Here is a 16,946-nt window from a genome sequence, read left to right as displayed (position 1 = left end):
CCGCTGAACGGGCATGGCAGAATCATCCGATCAGGAGAGCAAGACAGAAGAGCCGACCGAGAAGAAAGTCCGTGATGCGCTCGAACAGGGCAAGATCCCGGTCTCTCGGGAGGCCTCTATTTTCGCCTCGATGGCCGCGCTGATGGTCATTCAGGCGTTCCTGATCGGCCAGGGCGTGCAGCAATTGACGCCGACGTTGAAGAACCTCCTGGACGATCCCGAAGGCTTCCCGCTCTCGACCGGCGCGGACGCGCAGAACCTGCTCACCGTGGTCGGCCTCGAGGCGCTGCGCTTCCTGGTGCCGCTGGTCGTCACCCTCGGCGCGTTCGGGCTCGCCGCCTCGCTGCTGCAGAACGCGCCGGGCCTGGTGCTGGAGCGCATCAAGCCTGACCTGTCGCGGATCTCTCCGATCAGCGGCTGGAGCCGTCTGTTCGGAACGCAGGGACTGGTCGAGTTCGCCAAGTCGCTGTTCAAGCTGGCCGCGGTGACCTCCGTGGTCGCCTTCGTGCTGCGCGCGTCGGAGGCGAAGGCGTTCGAGGCGATGTACACCGATCCGGTTGCGCTGCCGGAGATGATTCTCAACATCGCGATGCGGATCGTCTCGGCGATCTGCATCGCAACCATCGTCCTGGTGGCGATCGATCTCGCCTGGGCGCGCTTCCACTGGCGGCGCCAGCTGCGCATGACCAAGCAGGAGATCAAGGACGAGCACAAGCAGGCGGAAGGCGATCCGCTGATCAAGGCGCGCCTGCGCTCGCTGGCGCGCGACCGCTCGCGGCAGCGGATGATCGCATCCGCATCGCGCGCGACGCTGGTGATCGCGAACCCGACGCACTTCGCGATCGCGTTGCGCTACAAGCGCGAGGAAAATCCGGCGCCGCTCGTGGTGGCCAAGGGCATGGACGTGATCGCGCTGAAGATCCGCGAGGTCGCCGAGCAGAACCGGATTCCAGTGATCGAGAACAAGGCGCTGGCGCGCGCACTCTACGAGGCGGTGCAGGTCGATCAGGTGATCCCGGCGGAATTCTTCCGCCCCGTCGCCGAGATCATCTACTTCCTCCAGTCGAAGCAGGCGTCGCGGACCGAGAAGGTCCAGTAGAATTCAGAGGACGACGTCCGGCCCAACAGCTTGACGAAAGCTTAACGCCCTAGGCTTCTCCCGAATGGACCAGAACGGGGCTGTCGTGGGACCGCTTTATCTCTTCGAACTCGCATCGTCGCAGGCGCGGTACCTCGAGCTCCGCCAGTCGACCATCGCCACCAACGTCGCCAACGCCAACACGCCCGGTTTCAAGGCGCGCGACGTCGAGCCCTTCAACAAGGTGCTCGACGGCATGCCGGTGAGGCTTGCCACGACGTCGCCGTCGCACATGCAGCTGGCCGCGGCCGAGACCGACACGCGGGCGACCGCGAAGAAGGACAGCTGGGAAGTGGTTCACTCCGGCAACTCCGTCAGTCTCGAACAGGAAATGATCAAGGGCAGCGACGTCAGTCGCGATTACTCGATGAATTCGGCAGTCGTGCGGTCGTTTCACCGCATGCTGCTGTCGAGCGCGAAGAGCTGAGGTGAATTGAGATGCTGGACTCACTTCAAGCGTCATTGACGGTCGCGAGCTCCGGGCTCGAAGCGCAGTCGACGCGTATGCGCATCGTCTCGGAGAATTTGGCGAACGCGACCTCGACGGGGCGTACCGCCGGCGCCGATCCCTATCAGCGCAAGACGATCACCTTCGATGCTGCGATGGATCGTGCCTCGGGCTCGCAGCTGGCGAAGGTCAAGGAGATCGGGGTCGACACCACGCCGTACCGCGTGGAGTACGACCCGGGACATCCCGCTGCCGACAAGGCCGGCTACGTCAAGCTGCCGAACGTCAACATGATGATCGAGATGGCCGACATGCGGGAAGTCAACCGGTCCTATGAAGCCAATCTCCAGGTCGTGAAACAGGTGAGGTCGATGCTCGGCATGACCATCGACCTCTTGAGGAGCTGACAATGCTTGAGGCAATTTCATCCACTGCGATTTCCGCCGGGCAAGCGGCGAGCCGTGCGACCGAGGCGCAGGCCATCGCGCCGGCGGCTCCGACCGCCATTCAGTCCACCGACGATGTCGGATTCGAATCGGTGATGAAGCAGGTGACGACCGACGCGATCGGGACGCTCAAGGCAGGCGAAGCGGCGTCGATCTCGGCGATGCAGGGCAAGGAATCCACGCGCAAGGTCGTGGAGGCGCTGATGTCGGCCGAGCAGGCCTTGCAGACGGCGGTCGCGGTTCGCGACAAGGTCGTGCAAGCCTACCAAGAAGTCGTCCGGATGTCGATTTGATCTAAGGGAATGAAGCTGTGAAATCGCTTGCCATTGCGGCCACGGGCATGAACGCCCAGCAGACCAATATCGAAGTCATCGCGAACAATATCGCCAACATCAATTCGACGTCGTACAAGCGTGCGCGCGCCGAGTTCACCGATCTGTTCTACCAGATGGACCGCATGCAGGGCGTCGCGAACGTCAACGGCTCCTCGCCGATTCCGGAAGGCGCCAATCTCGGTCTCGGCGTCAAGTCGGCGGCGATCCGCAAGCTGCACATTCAGGGCGCGCTGACGCAGACCGGCAACCCCTACGATATGGCGATCAACGGTCGCGGCTGGTTTCAGGTGCTCGGTCCGAACAACGAGGTGCAATACACCCGCGCGGGCTCGTTCAACACCAATGCCAACGGCCAACTCGTCACCATCGACGGCTATCTGCTGGACCCCGCGATCACGGTGCCGCAGGGAACGGTCGAGGTCACGGTCAACCAGACCGGCCAGGTCTTTGCCAAGCTGGATTCCGAGGTGAACCCGCGCCAGATCGGCCAGCTCAACCTCGCCAACTTCGCCAACGAGGCGGGCCTCGAGCCGCTGGGCAGCAATCTCTACAAGGAGACCACGGCGTCGGGCACGCCGGTCGTCGGCTTGCCGGGCGATTCCGGATACGGCAAGATCAATCAGAAGTGGCTCGAAGCTTCGAACGTCGATCCGGTCAAGGAGATCACCGAGTTGATCTCGGCGCAGCGCGCCTACGAAATGAATGCCAAGGTCATCCAGGCCTCGGACGAAATGGCCCAGACAGTATCGAAGGGCATGCGCTAGTTCCGGTGTCTCGATGTTGAACAGGGTGGGCCTGATCGTGCGCGGGTTGGCCGCCGTGCTGCTGGTTCTGGCTTCGGCGCGCCTCGCAATGGCCGAGGAGAAGCGCCTTCCCGTGCCGGCGGTTGCGATCCGCGCCGGCGAGCTGATCCGGGACGACATGATCACCGAGCGCGCCTTCGCGCCGAGCCTGCTCGGCGTTGCCATGTTCGTCGACGGGCGCCAAGTCCTGGTCGGCCGCATGGCGCGGCGCGCGCTGTTGCCGGGCCAGCCCATTCCAACCAACTCGGTGGAAGACCCCTGGACCGTCGCCCGCGGCGCCATGGTCAAGGTCGTGGTGGAAGACAGCGGCCTGTCCATCGTCACTTACGGCTCGGCGATGCAGTCGGGTGCGTCCGGCGCGCTCATCCCGGTGCGCAATACGGATACCGGGGTGATCATCAGGGGCGTGGTCCAGCCGGACGGCACCGTGAAGGTCGTGGACGGGTCATGACCAGAATCCTGCTTGCGCTCGTCCTGCTGCTTTCGGCCGCCAGCGCCCATGCCGCCGTCCGCATCAAAGACATCGCGGACATCAAGGGTCTGCGCGAAAACCAGATCGTCGGCTACGGCCTCGTCATCGGCCTGAACGGCACCGGCGACACGCTTCGCAACGCTCCGTTCACGGAGCAGTCCCTGCAATCGATGCTCGAGAACATGGGCATCAACGTCAGGAACGAGACCACGAGCACCAACAATCCGACCCGTCCGACGACGCTGCGCACGCGCAACGTCGCCGCCGTGATGGTGACTGCGGACCTGTCGCCCTCGATCGGGCCCGGCGAGCGCATGGACGTGACCGTGTCGTCGCTCGGCGATGCGACGTCGCTGCTCGGCGGTACGCTGGTCATGACATCGCTGCGCGCGGCGGACGGTGCCGTCTATGCAGTGGCGCAGGGCGCGATCACGGTGGCCGGCTACAGCGTCGGAGGCCAGGCGCAGAACGTCAGTCAGGGTACGCCGACGGCCGGGCGCATCCCGAACGGTGCGCTGGTCGAGCGCGAGGTGCAGGGAAGTCTCCACGAGATGGAGTTCCTGGTGCTGCAGCTGAAGAACCCCGACTTCGTCACCGCAACACGCATCCTGGACGCCATCAACCGCTACGCCGGCGGACGCTACCGCGCGCAGATCGCCTTCGAGCGCGACTACCGCACCATCGTGCTGTCGAAGCCGCGCCACATCGGCCCTGTCCGCTTCCTCGCCGAGATCGGCGAACTGACGGTCGAGCCTGATACGCCTGCACGGGTGGTGATCAACGAGCGCACAGGCACTGTCGTGATCGGGCGCGACGTGCGGATATCGACCGTTGCCGTGACGCACGGCAATCTGACCGTTCGTGTCACGGAGATGCCCGTGGTGTCGCAGCCGGCGCCGTTCTCGCGAGGGCAGACCGTGGTGGTCCCGCAGACCGTGGTCGAGGCCAACGAGGCCGGATCGCAGGTGGCGATCCTCAGCGGGGTCGATCTGCAGCGCCTGGTGCGCGGGCTGAACCAGATCGGCCTGAAGCCGTCGGGCATCATCGCGATCCTGCAGGCGATCAAGACGGCTGGTGCGCTCCAGGCCGATGTCATCGTCCAATGAGGCGCAAGCGTCGTGCAAGCTTGGTCGCTCAATGCTCGTGTCTCGACCGAGAATCGCACGCGGCCCGATGCTGAAGCTGGATCACAAAGCCAAACTCCTCCTGCTGGTCGCGGCCTCAGTGTTCGCGGGCGCGTCGCCCGTGCTGGCCCTGGACGAGGCCAAGCCGACGAAGCCGCTCAATCTGCTCTCCTTCGCGCGCGCCCGCGCCCCCGGCCCGCAGAAGCCGCAGCCGGTCACGGCGGTGCCAGGCGACAATGCGTCGATCCGGGCGACGGCCTGGGCGGCCGAAGACCAGGGACCTGCGACCACTGGCGCGGTTCCCGCTTCCGAGGCGCCAGCGGCCGCACCTGCCGTTGCACCGGCACGTCCGGCCAAGCCCGGCAGCGTCACGGCACCGCCGAAACCTGCGCCGCCACAGGCCGCGGTATCCGCGGACAACGAAGTCGCCCTGTTCTGCAGCAACGTCGCCGATCCCGCCGTCGATGCAAGGCTGGCCTGGCAGCTCAAGGAGCTGGAGAAGGCCGAGAGCCTGCTCCGCGAGCGGATCGCCGAGGTCGAGGCCAAGCGGGTCGAATACGAGAAGTGGATGGCGCTACGCGACGACTTCCTGAAGAAGGCCGAAGCCAGCGTCGTCGAGATCTATTCGCGCATGAAGCCCGAAGCTGCGGCGACCCAGATTGCCGGCATGGCGGACGAGACCGCCGCCGCCGTGCTCGCCAAGCTCAGCCCGAGGAACTCGAGCGCGATCTTCAACGAGATGGATACGGCACGCGCGGCGCACCTGGCCGACCTGCTTGGCGGAATGCGTCGCGTTGATGACGGAAAGACCAAATAGATGAAGAAGCCGATCCTCATCCTCTCGCTCATGCTGGCGTCCGTGCCCTTGGCCGGATGCTTCCATGATCCGTCCGAGGTCCTGACCGGCCCGCAAATGTCGCCGGTCGGCAGCGGCCTCCGGACCCAGGCCGATCCGATTCCGGTGACGCCGCGCATGCGCACGCCGGTCAGCTATCGCTCGACCTGGGACGACGGCACCGATCTCTACCGCGATCCCCGCGCCCGGCGCACCGGCGACGTCGTGACGGTGATCATCTCGATGCAGGACAAGGCCAAGCTCGACAACAAGACCGGCCGCTCGCGCGACTCGCAGGTCAAGTTCGGCCTCGATTGGCTGATGGACGTCGCAGGGTGGAGCGACAAGGGATCGACCAACGCCAATCTCAGCACCAACACGCAGATCAAGGGCAACGGCCAGATCGATCGCACCGAGGATATCAAGCTCTCGATCGCGGCCATCGTCACCGACGTGTTGCCGAACGGCAATATGATGATCAGCGGCTCGCAGGAGTTTCGCGTCAATACGGAGATGCGCGTGCTCAACGTCGGCGGCATCGTGCGGCCGCGCGACATCTCGCGCACCAACACGATCTCCTACGAGAAGATCGCCGAGGCCCGCGTGTCCTATGGCGGTCGCGGGAATCTGTCCGACGTGCAGCAGCCTGGATGGGGACATCGGATCTATGACGCCGTGGCACCATTCTGAAGTCCGCGCCGGTCTGGCCGCGTCGCGAGGGCAGGGGACGTGATGCGCCTGATTGCGGCCATCGTGGCGCTGACCCTTGTCGCGATCGGTGCGGGCGCGCTGGCCGGGCTGCATCTGTTCGCGGCCGCCGAGCGTGTCGCCGACGCGAAGAAGACCGCCACGCCGCCGCCGCTTGCCTCGAGCTACGCCGGCAGCGCGCGGCTCAGGAAGTTGTCCCCGATCGTGACCAATCTCGCCGCGCCGGCCAACAACTGGGCCCGCATCGAAGCCTCCATGGTGACCGAGAGCATGAGCGACGAGGATGCCGGCATCCTGGCCGCCCACATCAGCGAGGACATCGTCACCTATCTGCGGTCGGCGACGGTGACGCAATTCGAGGGATCGCGCGGGCTTCAGCATCTGCGCGACGACCTGACCGAGCGCGCCAGTATCCGTTCGTCGGGCAAGGTGCGCGAATTGATCATTGAGACCCTGGTGATTCAGTGAGAGTGAAAATCCTGCTGCTCGCGTTGGTTCTGGTCGTGCTGCCCGAAGTGGCGCTCGCCCAGATACCGGACCTCAACTCGCTGCTGCCACCCGGAAACGGCTCGACCAGCGGCCGGATCATCCAGCTGATGGCGCTGATCACGGTGCTGTCGGTGGCGCCGGGACTGCTCATCATGGTGACGAGCTTCACGCGATTTGCGGTGGCGCTGTCGTTCCTGCGCGCCGGGCTCGGCCTGCAGACCACGCCGGCCAACCTGGTGCTGATCAGCCTCGCGCTGTTCATGACCTTCTACGTGATGGCGCCGACCTTCGATCGCGCCTGGGAGACCGGCGTCCAGCCGCTGATGAAGAACGAAATCTCGGAAGAGCAGGCCTATCTGAAGATCACCGATCCGTTCCGCGAGTTCATGCTGGCCCATGTCCGCGACAAGGATCTGCAGACCTTCGAGTCGCTCGCCGCCGAGAGCTTTCGCAAGAAGTTCGACGACAAGCGCGTCGATTTGCGCGTCATCATTCCGGCCTTCATGATCTCCGAGCTGAGGCGTTCGTTCGAGATCGGATTTCTCATCATCCTGCCGTTCCTCGTCATCGACATGATCGTGGCGACGCTGACGATGTCGATGGGCATGATGATGATGCCGCCGACGATCCTGGCGCTGCCGTTCAAGATGCTGTTCTTCGTGCTGATCGACGGCTGGAATCTGCTCGCCTCCGGACTGGTGCGCTCGTTCTCGTAACCGCCGCGATCGCCTGGCGCCCCGTCATGGTTAGCGAAAAGTACCGCGCTATGGTTAGCGTTGGGTAATATTAACCATCTGATATTGCTGAAGAATTCAAGCCGATCTTAATCCGCCGGCAAGATTCGACGTGTTAGCAAGGCGTCACGGCGGGTTGGACCTCACCCACATCAGTCCAAAGGCATGATGCCGCCCCTCCGTACCGGTGCAAGTCCGGTATGTCCCCTGATGAAAATGTAACGCGTACATAAAGGGACATTCGCAATGTCAAGCCTGCTCACGAACTCGTCCGCCATGACCGCGCTCCAGACCTTGCGGTCTGTCAGCTCGCAACTCTCCACCACGCAGAGCCGGATCTCCACCGGCCAGCGCGTGGCTACCGCCGCGGACAACGCCGCCTACTGGTCGATCGCGACCTCGATGCGCGCCGACAACGCCGCGCTCTCCGCCGTCTCCGACTCGCTCGGTCTGTCGGCCGCGACCGTCGACACCGAGTACACCGCTCTGAACAAGGTCCTCGGCGACAGCAACTCCGGCCTGACCAAGCTCCAGTCGCTGCTGGTCGAAGCCAAGACCGCCGGTATCGATCGCAGCAAGATCCAGTCGGAAATCACCCAGATTCAGCAGGACATGAAGAACGTCGCCAGCGCGGCGACCTTCAACGGCGTCAACTGGCTGAGCACCAACGCCTCCACGCCGACGACCGTCAATCTCGTGTCGTCGTTCTCGCGTGTCGGCTCCACGCCGACCACCAGCTCGATCACGGTGACCGTCGCCAACTACTCGCTCTACACCTCGAGCACGGGCGGTATCCTCGACACGGTGAGCGGCAGCGCGTCGGTCGACAGCCTCAACATCGGTGCGCTGACCGACTCGGCTGCTGACCAGACCATTCTCGATGGTTACATCGCGAAGGTCACCGCAGCGATCGGCACGGTGTCTTCGGGCGCCGCCAACCTCGGCGCCATCAAGAACCGTATCTCGAACAACTCGGAGTTCGTGAAGTCGCTGATGGACTCGGTGGATCGCGGTATCGGCCAGCTCGTCGACGCCGACATGAACCAGGAGTCCACCCGCCTGGCGGCCCTCCAGGTCCAGCAGCAGCTCGGCGTTCAGGCGCTCTCGATCGCCAACAACAACAGCCAGAGCATCCTGTCGCTGTTCCGCTAAGCCTTCGACGATCTCGGGAGGGCCGCGCTTCTCGCGAAGCGCGGCCCTTTCGTTTGCCTGACGCGCGCACCGCGATTTCGGCTGCCCTGTTGCAGCGGGGGCACAGCGCCACAAGCCCCGCACAAGCTTCGCTGGCTAGTCTGGCCGCTACGACGGATTGGGTTTACGCGCATTTCCGCAGCCCAAAGGCATGATGCCGCCCTGTCGTACCGGTGCAAGCCCGGTATGTCCCCATCCATTCTGCTTTCAAAGGGACATCGAAGATGGCTTCCAGCCTGCTTACCAACTCCGCCGCAATGACTGCGCTCCAGACCCTCCGGAATGTCAGCGCCAGCCTGCAGACCACCGAAAACCGGATCTCCACCGGCCAGCGCGTCTCGACCGCTTCGGACAACTCGGCCTATTGGTCGATCGCGACCTCGATGCGCGCCGACAACGCCGCGCTCTCGGCCGTCTCCGACTCGCTCGGCCTGTCGGCTGCGACGGTCGACACCGAATACACCGCTCTGAACAAGGTCATCGGCGACCAGAACTCCGGCCTGACCAAGCTCCAGGCGCTGCTGGTCGAAGCCAAGACCGCCGGTATCGACCGCACCAAGATCCAGGCTGAAATCACCCAGATCCAGCAGGACATGAAGAACGTGGCCAACGCGGCGACGTTCAACGGCGTCAACTGGCTGAGCACCAACGCGTCCACGCCGACCACCGTCAACCTGGTGTCGTCGTTCTCGCGCGTCGGCGGCACGCCGACGATCAACACCATCACGGTGACGGTCGCCAACTACTCGCTCTACACCGCGACCACTGGCGGCATCCTGGACACGGTGACCGGCAGCGCGTCGGTCAACACCATCGGCATCGGTGCGCTGACCGACTCGACGGCCGACCAGACCATCCTCGACGGCTACATCGCGCAGGTCACCACCGCGATCAACACGGTCAGCCAGTCCGCCGCCAACCTCGGTGCCATCAAGAACCGCATCTCGAACAACACTGAGTTCGTGAAGTCGCTGATGGACTCGGTGGATCGTGGTATCGGCCAGCTCGTCGACGCCGACATGAACGCGGAATCGACCCGGCTCCAGGCGCTGCAGACCCAGCAGCAGCTCGGCGTTCAGGCGCTCTCGATCGCCAACCAGAACAGCCAGAGCATCCTGTCGCTGTTCCGCGGCTAAGCGGCGCTTTCGAAAACGACCGTGCTCCCTCAGGGAGCACGGTCCCCGCCGTGACCGGCGGACGTGGCGGCACAAGACGTCCGCAATCGATCTCCCGACGTTGAATTTCATGCGACACGCCGCGGCCGATCGTGCGGCCGTGCGTCCCGGCGTGCATTGCCGCCGACCGGATTGCGTCGCCAGGGCTTCTTGTAAAATAGGCCTTCTTGTAAAATAGGCCTTCTTGTAAAATTGCAACGCCTCGCCTGCGAACTGACACATTCGTGTCCTCGCGCAACCTTCAGACAAGGTTGGCAGCGGAGTGTCCCGTACGTCCGCATTGGTACGAGGTCATATGCTCAGTCGTGCGCAGGTACAGCAACTGCTCAACAATCTGCTGGAGCTTGGGCCGCGACGCCTGATGGCCCTGGGCCTGATCGGTTTTGCCGTTCTCGTGACCGTCGTCGGCGGCGCGTACTATCTGAGCCGGCCTGAATTCGAGACGCTCTATACCGGCCTCACCCGCGAAGACGTGACGCGCATGGGCGCCGCGCTGCGCGAGCAGAACATCACCTTCGACGTCAATACGGCCGGCGACGCGCTCTCGGTGCGCCCGAGCCAGACCATGCAGGCGCGGATGCTGCTGGCCGAGAAGGGGCTGCCGACCAGCGCCAATTCCGGCTACGAGCTGTTCGACAAGATCGGCTCGCTCGGCCTGACCTCGTTCATGCAGGAAGTCACCAAGCTCCGGGCGCTGGAAGGCGAGATCGCGCGCACGGTGCAGTTGATGAAGGGCGTCAAGGCGGCGCGGGTGCATATCGTGCTGCCGGTGCGGGGCTCGTTTCGCGCGACGCAGCAGCCGCCATCCGCATCGGTCGTGCTGCGCACCGACGGCGCGATCGAGGCCCGCACGGCGCAGTCGATCCGCCATCTCGTCGCCGCCGCCATTCCAGGCATGAACCGCGACAAGGTGACGGTGCTGGACGCCGACGGTTCGATGCTGCTTGCCGAAGAGGACGAGGCGAGCGCCGCCCCGACCAAGATGGCGAGCCTGCAGAAGACGGTCGGCGGCATGGTCCAGGAGAACATCCGCAAGGCGCTGACGCCCTATCTGGGTCTCGACAATTTCGAGGTCAGCGTCGCGCCACAGCTCTCCACAGACAAGCGGCAGATCAACGAGACCGTCTACGATCCGGAGAGCCGGGCCGAGCGTTCGGTGCGGAACGTGCGCGAGAAGGAATCCTCGCAGAACGCCGACCGCTCGACGCCGACCACGGTGCAGCAGAACCTTCCCGATCAACAGGTCAACGCCGGCGGCGGCAAGAACTCCAGCGAGGACAAGACCCGCCGCGAGGACGTCACCAACTTCGAGGTCTCGTCGAAGACCACGACGACGGTGAGCGATGGCTATTCGGTGAAGAAGCTCTTCATCGCCGTCCTGGTCAATCGGGCGCGGCTGGTCGCCGATCTCGGCGACAAGAGCAACCAGGCCATCGTCGACAGCAAGCTCGCGGAGATCAGCCAGCTCGCGGCGACGGCCGGCGGACTGGACAAGCAGCGCGGCGACCAGATCCAGGTGACGGCCGTCGACTTCATCGAGGGCTCGCGCGAGCTGGCGCCGGTGCCGCCGATCAGCTTCGTCGAGATGATCAACAAGCAGCTCGGCAGCGTCATCAACGCGGTGACGATCCTGGCCGTTGCGTCGATGCTGGTCTGGTTCGGCTTGCGGCCGGCGGTCAACGGCATTCTGACCCATCGCGCGGAGCAGGAGCAGGTGGAGGCGGCCGAGGCCGCTGAGATCGAGGCTGCTGCGGCCCTTGCATTGGCCGAGAGTCAGGACCCCGAGCTCAATCTCGTCGAAGATCTCGAAGGCAAGATGCAGCGAACGCCGCAGAAGCGACTGGAGCAGATCGTCCGGCTCGACCAGGCGCAGGCCGCAGCGATCCTTAAAGACTGGATGCGACGCGAGGAGGCGGCATGAACGCGGCAATCGGAAAATTCCTGACGCAGTTCGACGCGAACGGCCGGGCCAAATCACCGCCGCCTCCGCCGCCCAGGATCCAGGATGTGCTGACGAGGCCGAAGGAGGTCATGCGCGAGGCTCCGCCGCAGCCTCAGGCCCATTCGCAGCCGCTGCCCCAGTCGCCGTCTCCTGCGCCGAAGGCGGAAGCGCCGCCGGCCAACGTCCTGGACGACGCCTACCGCCGCGGCCATGCGGCCGGCGTCGCGGAAGGCGACGCCAGGCTGGCCGAGGAGCGCGTCCGCAGCGCGATCCGGCTCGGCGAAGAGCGCGCCAAATGGTCCGACCAGCAGGCAGTCGCGATCGTCAGCGGCTTCGAGACGGCTTGCCGCGAGATCGAGACCAACATCGCAAGCTCCGTGGCGCGGATATTGCTGCCGTTCCTCACCGAGGCGGTCCGCGACAAGGCGATCGGATCGCTGGTCGAGCAGATCGCGGCGCTGACCGGCAATTCGTCGGTGCCGGCGTTCAAGGTCACCGGCCCGAGCGAGCTGCTCGACCTCGTGAAGACGCAGCTCGAGGCGTCGAGGCGCACCGGCATCGAGTACGAGGCGGCCGACACCTTGGAGGTTCGCGTCGTGGCCGACCAGACCGTGATCGAGACGCAGATCACGGCCTGGAGCGAACGCCTGAAGGAAGCACGCCGGTAACCCGCCATGGAAGAGGTCAAGCATGAACTCGTGATTGTCCGCCGGCGCAGCGCCTTCGCCGAGGAGGCGCATCACGGCGGCGTATGGAAGATCGCCTATGCGGACTTCATGACCGCGATGATGGCGTTCTTCCTGGTCATGTGGCTGCTCAACGCGCTCAACCAGGATCAGAAGCAGGTCGTCGCGAGCTATTTCAATCCGATCCAGCTCGCGGAAAATGCCCCCGCGCCGAAGGGCCTGAAGAATCTCTCCAAGAAGGAGCCGACCTCGTTCGAAGGTCAGGACGGCAAGCGTCAGCCGGCCGGCTCGAACGAGGAACGCCGCGGCGACTCGCCGACGGCCGAGAAGCCGGCCTCCTATGAAGAGAAAGTCCTGTTCCGTGATCCCTATGCGACGCTCTCCGAGATCGCGAACAGCGCGAACCAGTCCACGGGACAGCGACGCGCCGGCGCGCTGACGTCCGCCGAAGAGGATGGTCTCAAGGGCGGCGACGCCTACCGCGATCCCTTCGACCCCGGCTATTGGAAGCTGGCGCCGCAAGCATCCAAGGACGCCGATCGCATGATCGAGAGCGAGCCCAAGCCGAATGCTTCCGCGCGCGACGGTGCCTCAGGCACAAATCAGGGCGAGCCGCAGCCGCGTCGTGCCAAGGCGGACGATGCCGGCGGAAGCCTGGCGCCGAACGCGGATGCGTCGTCCGCAAACCTGTCGCCGTTGTTGCCGCCGGGGCCCGCGCCGGCGCAGGCCCCGCGCGAGGGCAGCGCCCAGGCCACCGTTCAGGCGAGCGCTCAAGCCAACGCCGCCGCGCAGGCGCGTCCCAACGATACGACGAAGGAGTCCGAGCCGCGCGATGCGGCGCAAACCCAGCAGCCGACCGTCAAGCAGCTTCAGGCCGCGATTGCCGACGCGCTCTCGGACATCAAGGCTGGCGCCGGGCCGGCGGCCGAGGTGCGTCAGGTCGAGGAGGGCCTCCTGATCAGCCTGACCGACGATGCGAGCTTCGGCATGTTCGCGGTCGGCTCGGCCGAGCCGCGGCCCGAGCTGATCCGCGTGATCGACAAGATCGGGCCGTTGCTGACGAAACGCCAGGGCATGATCATCGTCCGCGGCCATACCGACAATCGACCGTATCGTTCCGAGACTTACGACAATTGGCGGCTGTCGACCGCCCGCGCGCAGATGGCCTATTACATGCTGGTTCGCTCCGGCGTCGACGCGCTGCGGATCGAGCATGTCGAAGGCTATGCCGACCGCCGGCCGAAGCTTCCGAATGATCCGGCGGCCGCGCAGAACCGCCGGATCGAGATTCTGATTCGTGAGAAGCGCCCTTGATCAGGCCGCTCCTCTGCGCCGCCGTGCTGCTCCTGCCGTTCACGGCAGCGAACGCGCTCGCACAATCCGCGCGCCAGTCGGGCGAGCCCTATGAGCTCGTCCGCGCGTTGCAGGCCGTGCAGGACGGCATCGCCAACGGTGACACCGCCGCGCATGGCAGCCACGTCGCGCTGATCCGGCAGATCGGAGAGAAGTTTCTCGCCGCCGATCCGGGCGTGTGGAGCAATGCGCAGAACAGCCAGGCTGCGGTCATCTACCTGCTCAGCGGCGGCGCGCCGCAGATCGTCCGCAAGCTGCCTCGCGACAAGATGAACGTCGACGAGCGGCTGTTCAACGGCGCGCTCGCCTATGTCGAGGGCCGTCAGGAGGAAGCGCGGGAGCTGCTCAAGGACGTCAAGCCGCGGACGCTGTCCTCCGGCCTAGGCGGACAGGTCGCGCTGGTCCAGGGCGCGTTGTTCGCGCGCTCCGAGGCATCGCTCGCGATCGAGCGTCTGGACGACGCGCGCCTGCTCCTGCCCGGTACGCTGGTGGAGGAGGCGGCGTTGCGGCGCGAGATCCTGCTGGTGGGGCAGGCGGAGGATTTCGACAAGTTCGAGTTCCTGGCGCTGGCCTATATCCGCCACTACCGCAACTCGATCTATGCCGGCGATTTCTGGCAGCGCTTCTCCTCGGGCCTGACGCAATCGAGTCTGGCGCTCGACGATCGCCGCTTCGCGCGGATCGCAGCGCTGCTCGAGCAGATCGATCGCGCGAGCCGCCTCAAGCTCTATCTCGTGATCGCGCGCGCGGCGATGGTGCGCGGGCAGATGGCCGTGACGCGGCTTGCCGGCGAGCGGGCGCTGACGCTCAGCGCCGACGCCTCGGCGGATCGCGAGCGGGCGCATTTCTTCCGCGGCGCCGCGCGGGCGCTCACCGACGAGTATGATGGCGGTCTGGCCGAGCTGAAGGCACTCGACCGGTCGAAGCTGCCCGAGCGCGACGTGCCCCTTCTGAATGCCACGGTGCAGCTCGCGCTCGATGTTCGCAAGCCGTTTCCGGGCGGATCCGCCGCTGCTGCCGACAAGCCTCCGGCAACGCCGGCACGTCTCGATCTGGCGTCATCGACCGTGACTCTCGCGCGCGCGCAGAAGCAGCTCGGCGAGCTCGAACTCCTTACCAGGGACCGCCGCCCATGACCAAGCTCAGTGGAACCTCCGGACAGCTCTTCTCGGGTCTCGCCGAGAGCCTCAACATCCGCGGCACGTCGCGTTCGGCAAAGAACGCCGGAGCCAAATCGCAGGCGGGCTCGTCGTTCAACGATCTGCTCCACACCGTCTCGAACCTCGCCAAGCAGGCACTCAACGATGAGGGCAGCGATACGACCGCGAAGGCCGGAGCGCTGCGCACGCGTCTGGCCCACCCCGCGGCCAAGGACAAGTCGAAGGACGAGACGGACGAGCGCACCGAGGCGACCGACCTGCTCAAGGCCGGCGACCAGACGACCGACAAATCCTCGGAGACGCAAAGCCCGGTCGGCCATGATCCGAAGCCAGACGGTTCGAATCGCTCGAACGCTCCCGCGATCGTGGGACAGGATCTCGTTGCCGCATCGGCCGCGAAGCCGCAAATGCCGTCGCAGTCGGGCGACAGGAAAGACGTGCCCGCGCGCGACGAGCGCTCATCCGGGACGAAGCGCGAAGTTGCGGCCACAGGCATCGCGAAGGCAACGACAGCGGATTCCGCGCCGTCTGCTGTCGTTCCGACCGGCGCGCGTGCACAAGGCGATGCATCGCAAGCCGCGGCCGCACAGCCAGGCAGCGAGGCTTCCGCCAAAGCCATGCCCGCGACATCAGGCTTCGAGGCGGTCACCGCAAATGTCGAACGCGCCGCCAAGGTCTCGACGCGCGACGCGTTGCCCGAGACGACCAAGGTCACCGTGGTCCAGCAGGAGACCCATCTGCCCCCGGCGCAGTTCAACGCTCCGCAACAAGTCGCCAATGCGGTCGTCGCCGAACTGAAGGACTCCGCAGGCCCGGCGGGGTCCGCAGCGCCCGATCCCGCAGCATCCCAGACCAATGCGCCGGATCAGCCGCTCAAGATCCTGACCATCAATCTCGAGCCGCCCGCGCTCGGCAACGTCACCGTGCGCCTTCGTCTCGTCGGCACCGAAGTGTCCGTCCACCTTGCCGCCGCGCGCAAGGACACGAGCCAGATGCTGGATCAGCAGCGCGACCAGATCCGCGATCTCATGCAGACGGCGGGTTATGTCGCCGACGTCGCGCCCGTGCAGCACGGCTCGCTGGATGGATTCCAAAGCGGCTCCGGCCAGTCGCAGCCGCAGCTCTCGGGCCAGCAACAGCCCTCGTCGCAGTCGCAAGGTGCGTTCGGTGGCGCAGGCTCGTCGTCGGGGCAATCCGATGGCGGCGCGAAGCAGGCCCGCCAGGAGCGCCAGCCCAGCCAGGAGACGCGTCATGACCAGGACGTGGCGCCGCATCTTCGTCGCGGCCCTGTTTATCTGTAATGCCGGCGCCGCGGACGCGGCCACCGACGCCGCGCGCCCCTGCGAGCGCGAGATGGCGCGCGCGGCCCAGCAGCATGGGATTCCGCTTGGCATTCTCTACGCAGTCGGTCTCACCGAGACCGGCCGCCGCGGCGCGCTGCATCCTTACGCCCTCGGCGCCGACGGCCAGACCGTGTTCGCCAGGGACATGGATGATGCGATCGCAAATTTCCAGGCCATGCGAGGCAAGGGCATCAAGCTGATCGATCTCGGCTGCATGCAGATCAACCATTACTATCACGGCGACAAGTTCGTCTCGGTGCGCGCGATGTTCGATCCCGCGAAAAACGTCGAATATGCCGCGCGCTTCCTGAAAGAGCTGAAGCAGCGCGAGGGCAGCTGGACCATGGCGGTGGCTCGCTACAATGCCGGCCCCAACAACCAGCCGGCGCAGAAGCGCTATGTCTGTCACATCGTGGCTCACCTCGTGTCGAGCGGTTTCGGCGCCTGGACCGACAAGGCACGCTCGTTCTGTCAGCCGAAAACGACATGACGACGTGAAGTTGTGCATGGTTCCGAACCATCAGCCCCGCGCAAGCAAGATCCCCCATTGTAACTGCAACCTAC

General features: G+C 65.3%; 19 protein-coding genes. All 19 read left to right on the top strand.

Annotation, left to right across the window (positions count from 1 at the left end; genetic code table 11):
* Positions 1–13 precede the first annotated feature (13 nt).
* A complete protein-coding gene (gene flhB, locus XH81_RS33985) occupies positions 14–1,099 on the top strand; it encodes a flagellar biosynthesis protein FlhB (protein WP_028145747.1) in 1,086 nt (361 codons plus the stop codon).
* Positions 1,100–1,163: 64 nt separating this feature from the next.
* Positions 1,164–1,565, top strand: coding sequence for a flagellar basal body rod protein FlgB (gene flgB, locus XH81_RS33980; RefSeq protein WP_038950165.1), 402 nt, complete (start codon positions 1,164–1,166; stop codon positions 1,563–1,565).
* Between the two features lie 11 nt (positions 1,566–1,576).
* Positions 1,577–1,993, top strand: coding sequence for a flagellar basal body rod protein FlgC (gene flgC / locus XH81_RS33975; RefSeq protein WP_028145745.1), 417 nt, complete (start codon positions 1,577–1,579; stop codon positions 1,991–1,993).
* Between the two features lie 2 nt (positions 1,994–1,995).
* Entirely contained in the window at positions 1,996–2,325 is a 330-nt protein-coding gene (locus XH81_RS33970) for a flagellar hook-basal body complex protein FliE (RefSeq protein WP_028145744.1), read from the top strand.
* Positions 2,326–2,342: 17 nt separating this feature from the next.
* The gene (gene flgG, locus XH81_RS33965) at positions 2,343–3,131 is read left to right on the top strand and encodes a flagellar basal-body rod protein FlgG (RefSeq protein WP_028145743.1); all 789 of its coding nucleotides are present in this window, start codon (positions 2,343–2,345) and stop codon (positions 3,129–3,131) included.
* Between the two features lie 13 nt (positions 3,132–3,144).
* Positions 3,145–3,621 (top strand): flagellar basal body P-ring formation chaperone FlgA, encoded by a 477-nt coding sequence (gene flgA, locus XH81_RS33960; protein ID WP_038974583.1) that lies wholly within the window; start codon positions 3,145–3,147, stop codon positions 3,619–3,621.
* Complete coding sequence (flgI, locus tag XH81_RS33955; protein ID WP_028145741.1) at positions 3,618–4,748, top strand: flagellar basal body P-ring protein FlgI; 1,131 nt, start codon at positions 3,618–3,620, stop codon at positions 4,746–4,748. Before flgA ends, flgI begins: the two co-directional genes overlap by 4 nt.
* A 67-nt stretch (positions 4,749–4,815) precedes the next feature.
* Positions 4,816–5,583: a MotE family protein gene (locus XH81_RS33950; RefSeq protein WP_028145740.1), complete on the top strand. Its 768-nt coding sequence runs from the start codon at positions 4,816–4,818 to the stop codon at positions 5,581–5,583.
* Positions 5,584–6,291: a flagellar basal body L-ring protein FlgH gene (flgH, locus tag XH81_RS33945; RefSeq protein WP_028145739.1), complete on the top strand. Its 708-nt coding sequence runs from the start codon at positions 5,584–5,586 to the stop codon at positions 6,289–6,291.
* Positions 6,292–6,333: 42 nt separating this feature from the next.
* Positions 6,334–6,777, top strand: coding sequence for a flagellar basal body-associated FliL family protein (locus XH81_RS33940; RefSeq protein WP_028145738.1), 444 nt, complete (start codon positions 6,334–6,336; stop codon positions 6,775–6,777).
* Positions 6,774–7,514 carry a flagellar type III secretion system pore protein FliP gene (fliP, locus tag XH81_RS33935; RefSeq protein ID WP_018318447.1) on the top strand — a complete coding sequence of 247 codons (741 nt, stop codon included), beginning with the start codon at positions 6,774–6,776 and terminating at the stop codon, positions 7,512–7,514. The genes XH81_RS33940 and fliP overlap by 4 nt, the downstream gene beginning before the upstream one ends.
* Before the next feature lie 264 nt (positions 7,515–7,778).
* A complete protein-coding gene (locus XH81_RS33930; protein ID WP_028145737.1) occupies positions 7,779–8,684 on the top strand; it encodes a flagellin N-terminal helical domain-containing protein in 906 nt (301 codons plus the stop codon).
* A 263-nt stretch (positions 8,685–8,947) separates the two neighbouring features.
* Positions 8,948–9,859, top strand: coding sequence for a flagellin N-terminal helical domain-containing protein (locus tag XH81_RS33925; RefSeq protein WP_028145736.1), 912 nt, complete (start codon positions 8,948–8,950; stop codon positions 9,857–9,859).
* A gap of 334 nt (positions 9,860–10,193) precedes the next feature.
* Entirely contained in the window at positions 10,194–11,819 is a 1,626-nt protein-coding gene (fliF, locus tag XH81_RS33920; RefSeq protein WP_018318450.1) for a flagellar basal-body MS-ring/collar protein FliF, read from the top strand.
* Complete coding sequence (locus XH81_RS33915) at positions 11,816–12,508, top strand: hypothetical protein (protein ID WP_028145735.1); 693 nt, start codon at positions 11,816–11,818, stop codon at positions 12,506–12,508. Before fliF ends, XH81_RS33915 begins: the two co-directional genes overlap by 4 nt.
* Before the next feature lie 6 nt (positions 12,509–12,514).
* The gene (locus tag XH81_RS33910; protein ID WP_028145734.1) at positions 12,515–13,840 is read left to right on the top strand and encodes a MotB family protein; all 1,326 of its coding nucleotides are present in this window, start codon (positions 12,515–12,517) and stop codon (positions 13,838–13,840) included.
* Positions 13,837–15,015, top strand: coding sequence for a chemotaxis protein (locus tag XH81_RS33905; RefSeq protein ID WP_028145733.1), 1,179 nt, complete (start codon positions 13,837–13,839; stop codon positions 15,013–15,015). The genes XH81_RS33910 and XH81_RS33905 overlap by 4 nt, the downstream gene beginning before the upstream one ends.
* On the top strand, positions 15,012–16,340 hold the full coding sequence (locus XH81_RS33900; RefSeq protein ID WP_271596770.1) for a flagellar hook-length control protein FliK: 1,329 nt from the start codon (positions 15,012–15,014) through the stop codon (positions 16,338–16,340). Before XH81_RS33905 ends, XH81_RS33900 begins: the two co-directional genes overlap by 4 nt.
* Entirely contained in the window at positions 16,291–16,872 is a 582-nt protein-coding gene (locus XH81_RS33895) for a transglycosylase SLT domain-containing protein (protein WP_095425967.1), read from the top strand. Before XH81_RS33900 ends, XH81_RS33895 begins: the two co-directional genes overlap by 50 nt.
* Positions 16,873–16,946: the final 74 nt, after the last annotated feature.

It is taken from the genome of Bradyrhizobium sp. CCBAU 25360 (genome assembly GCF_028128695.1).
Classification (GTDB): domain Bacteria; phylum Pseudomonadota; class Alphaproteobacteria; order Rhizobiales; family Xanthobacteraceae; genus Bradyrhizobium; species Bradyrhizobium ottawaense.
Note: the sequence above shows the minus strand (reverse complement) of the source record. Positions and strands in the feature narration are given on the sequence as shown.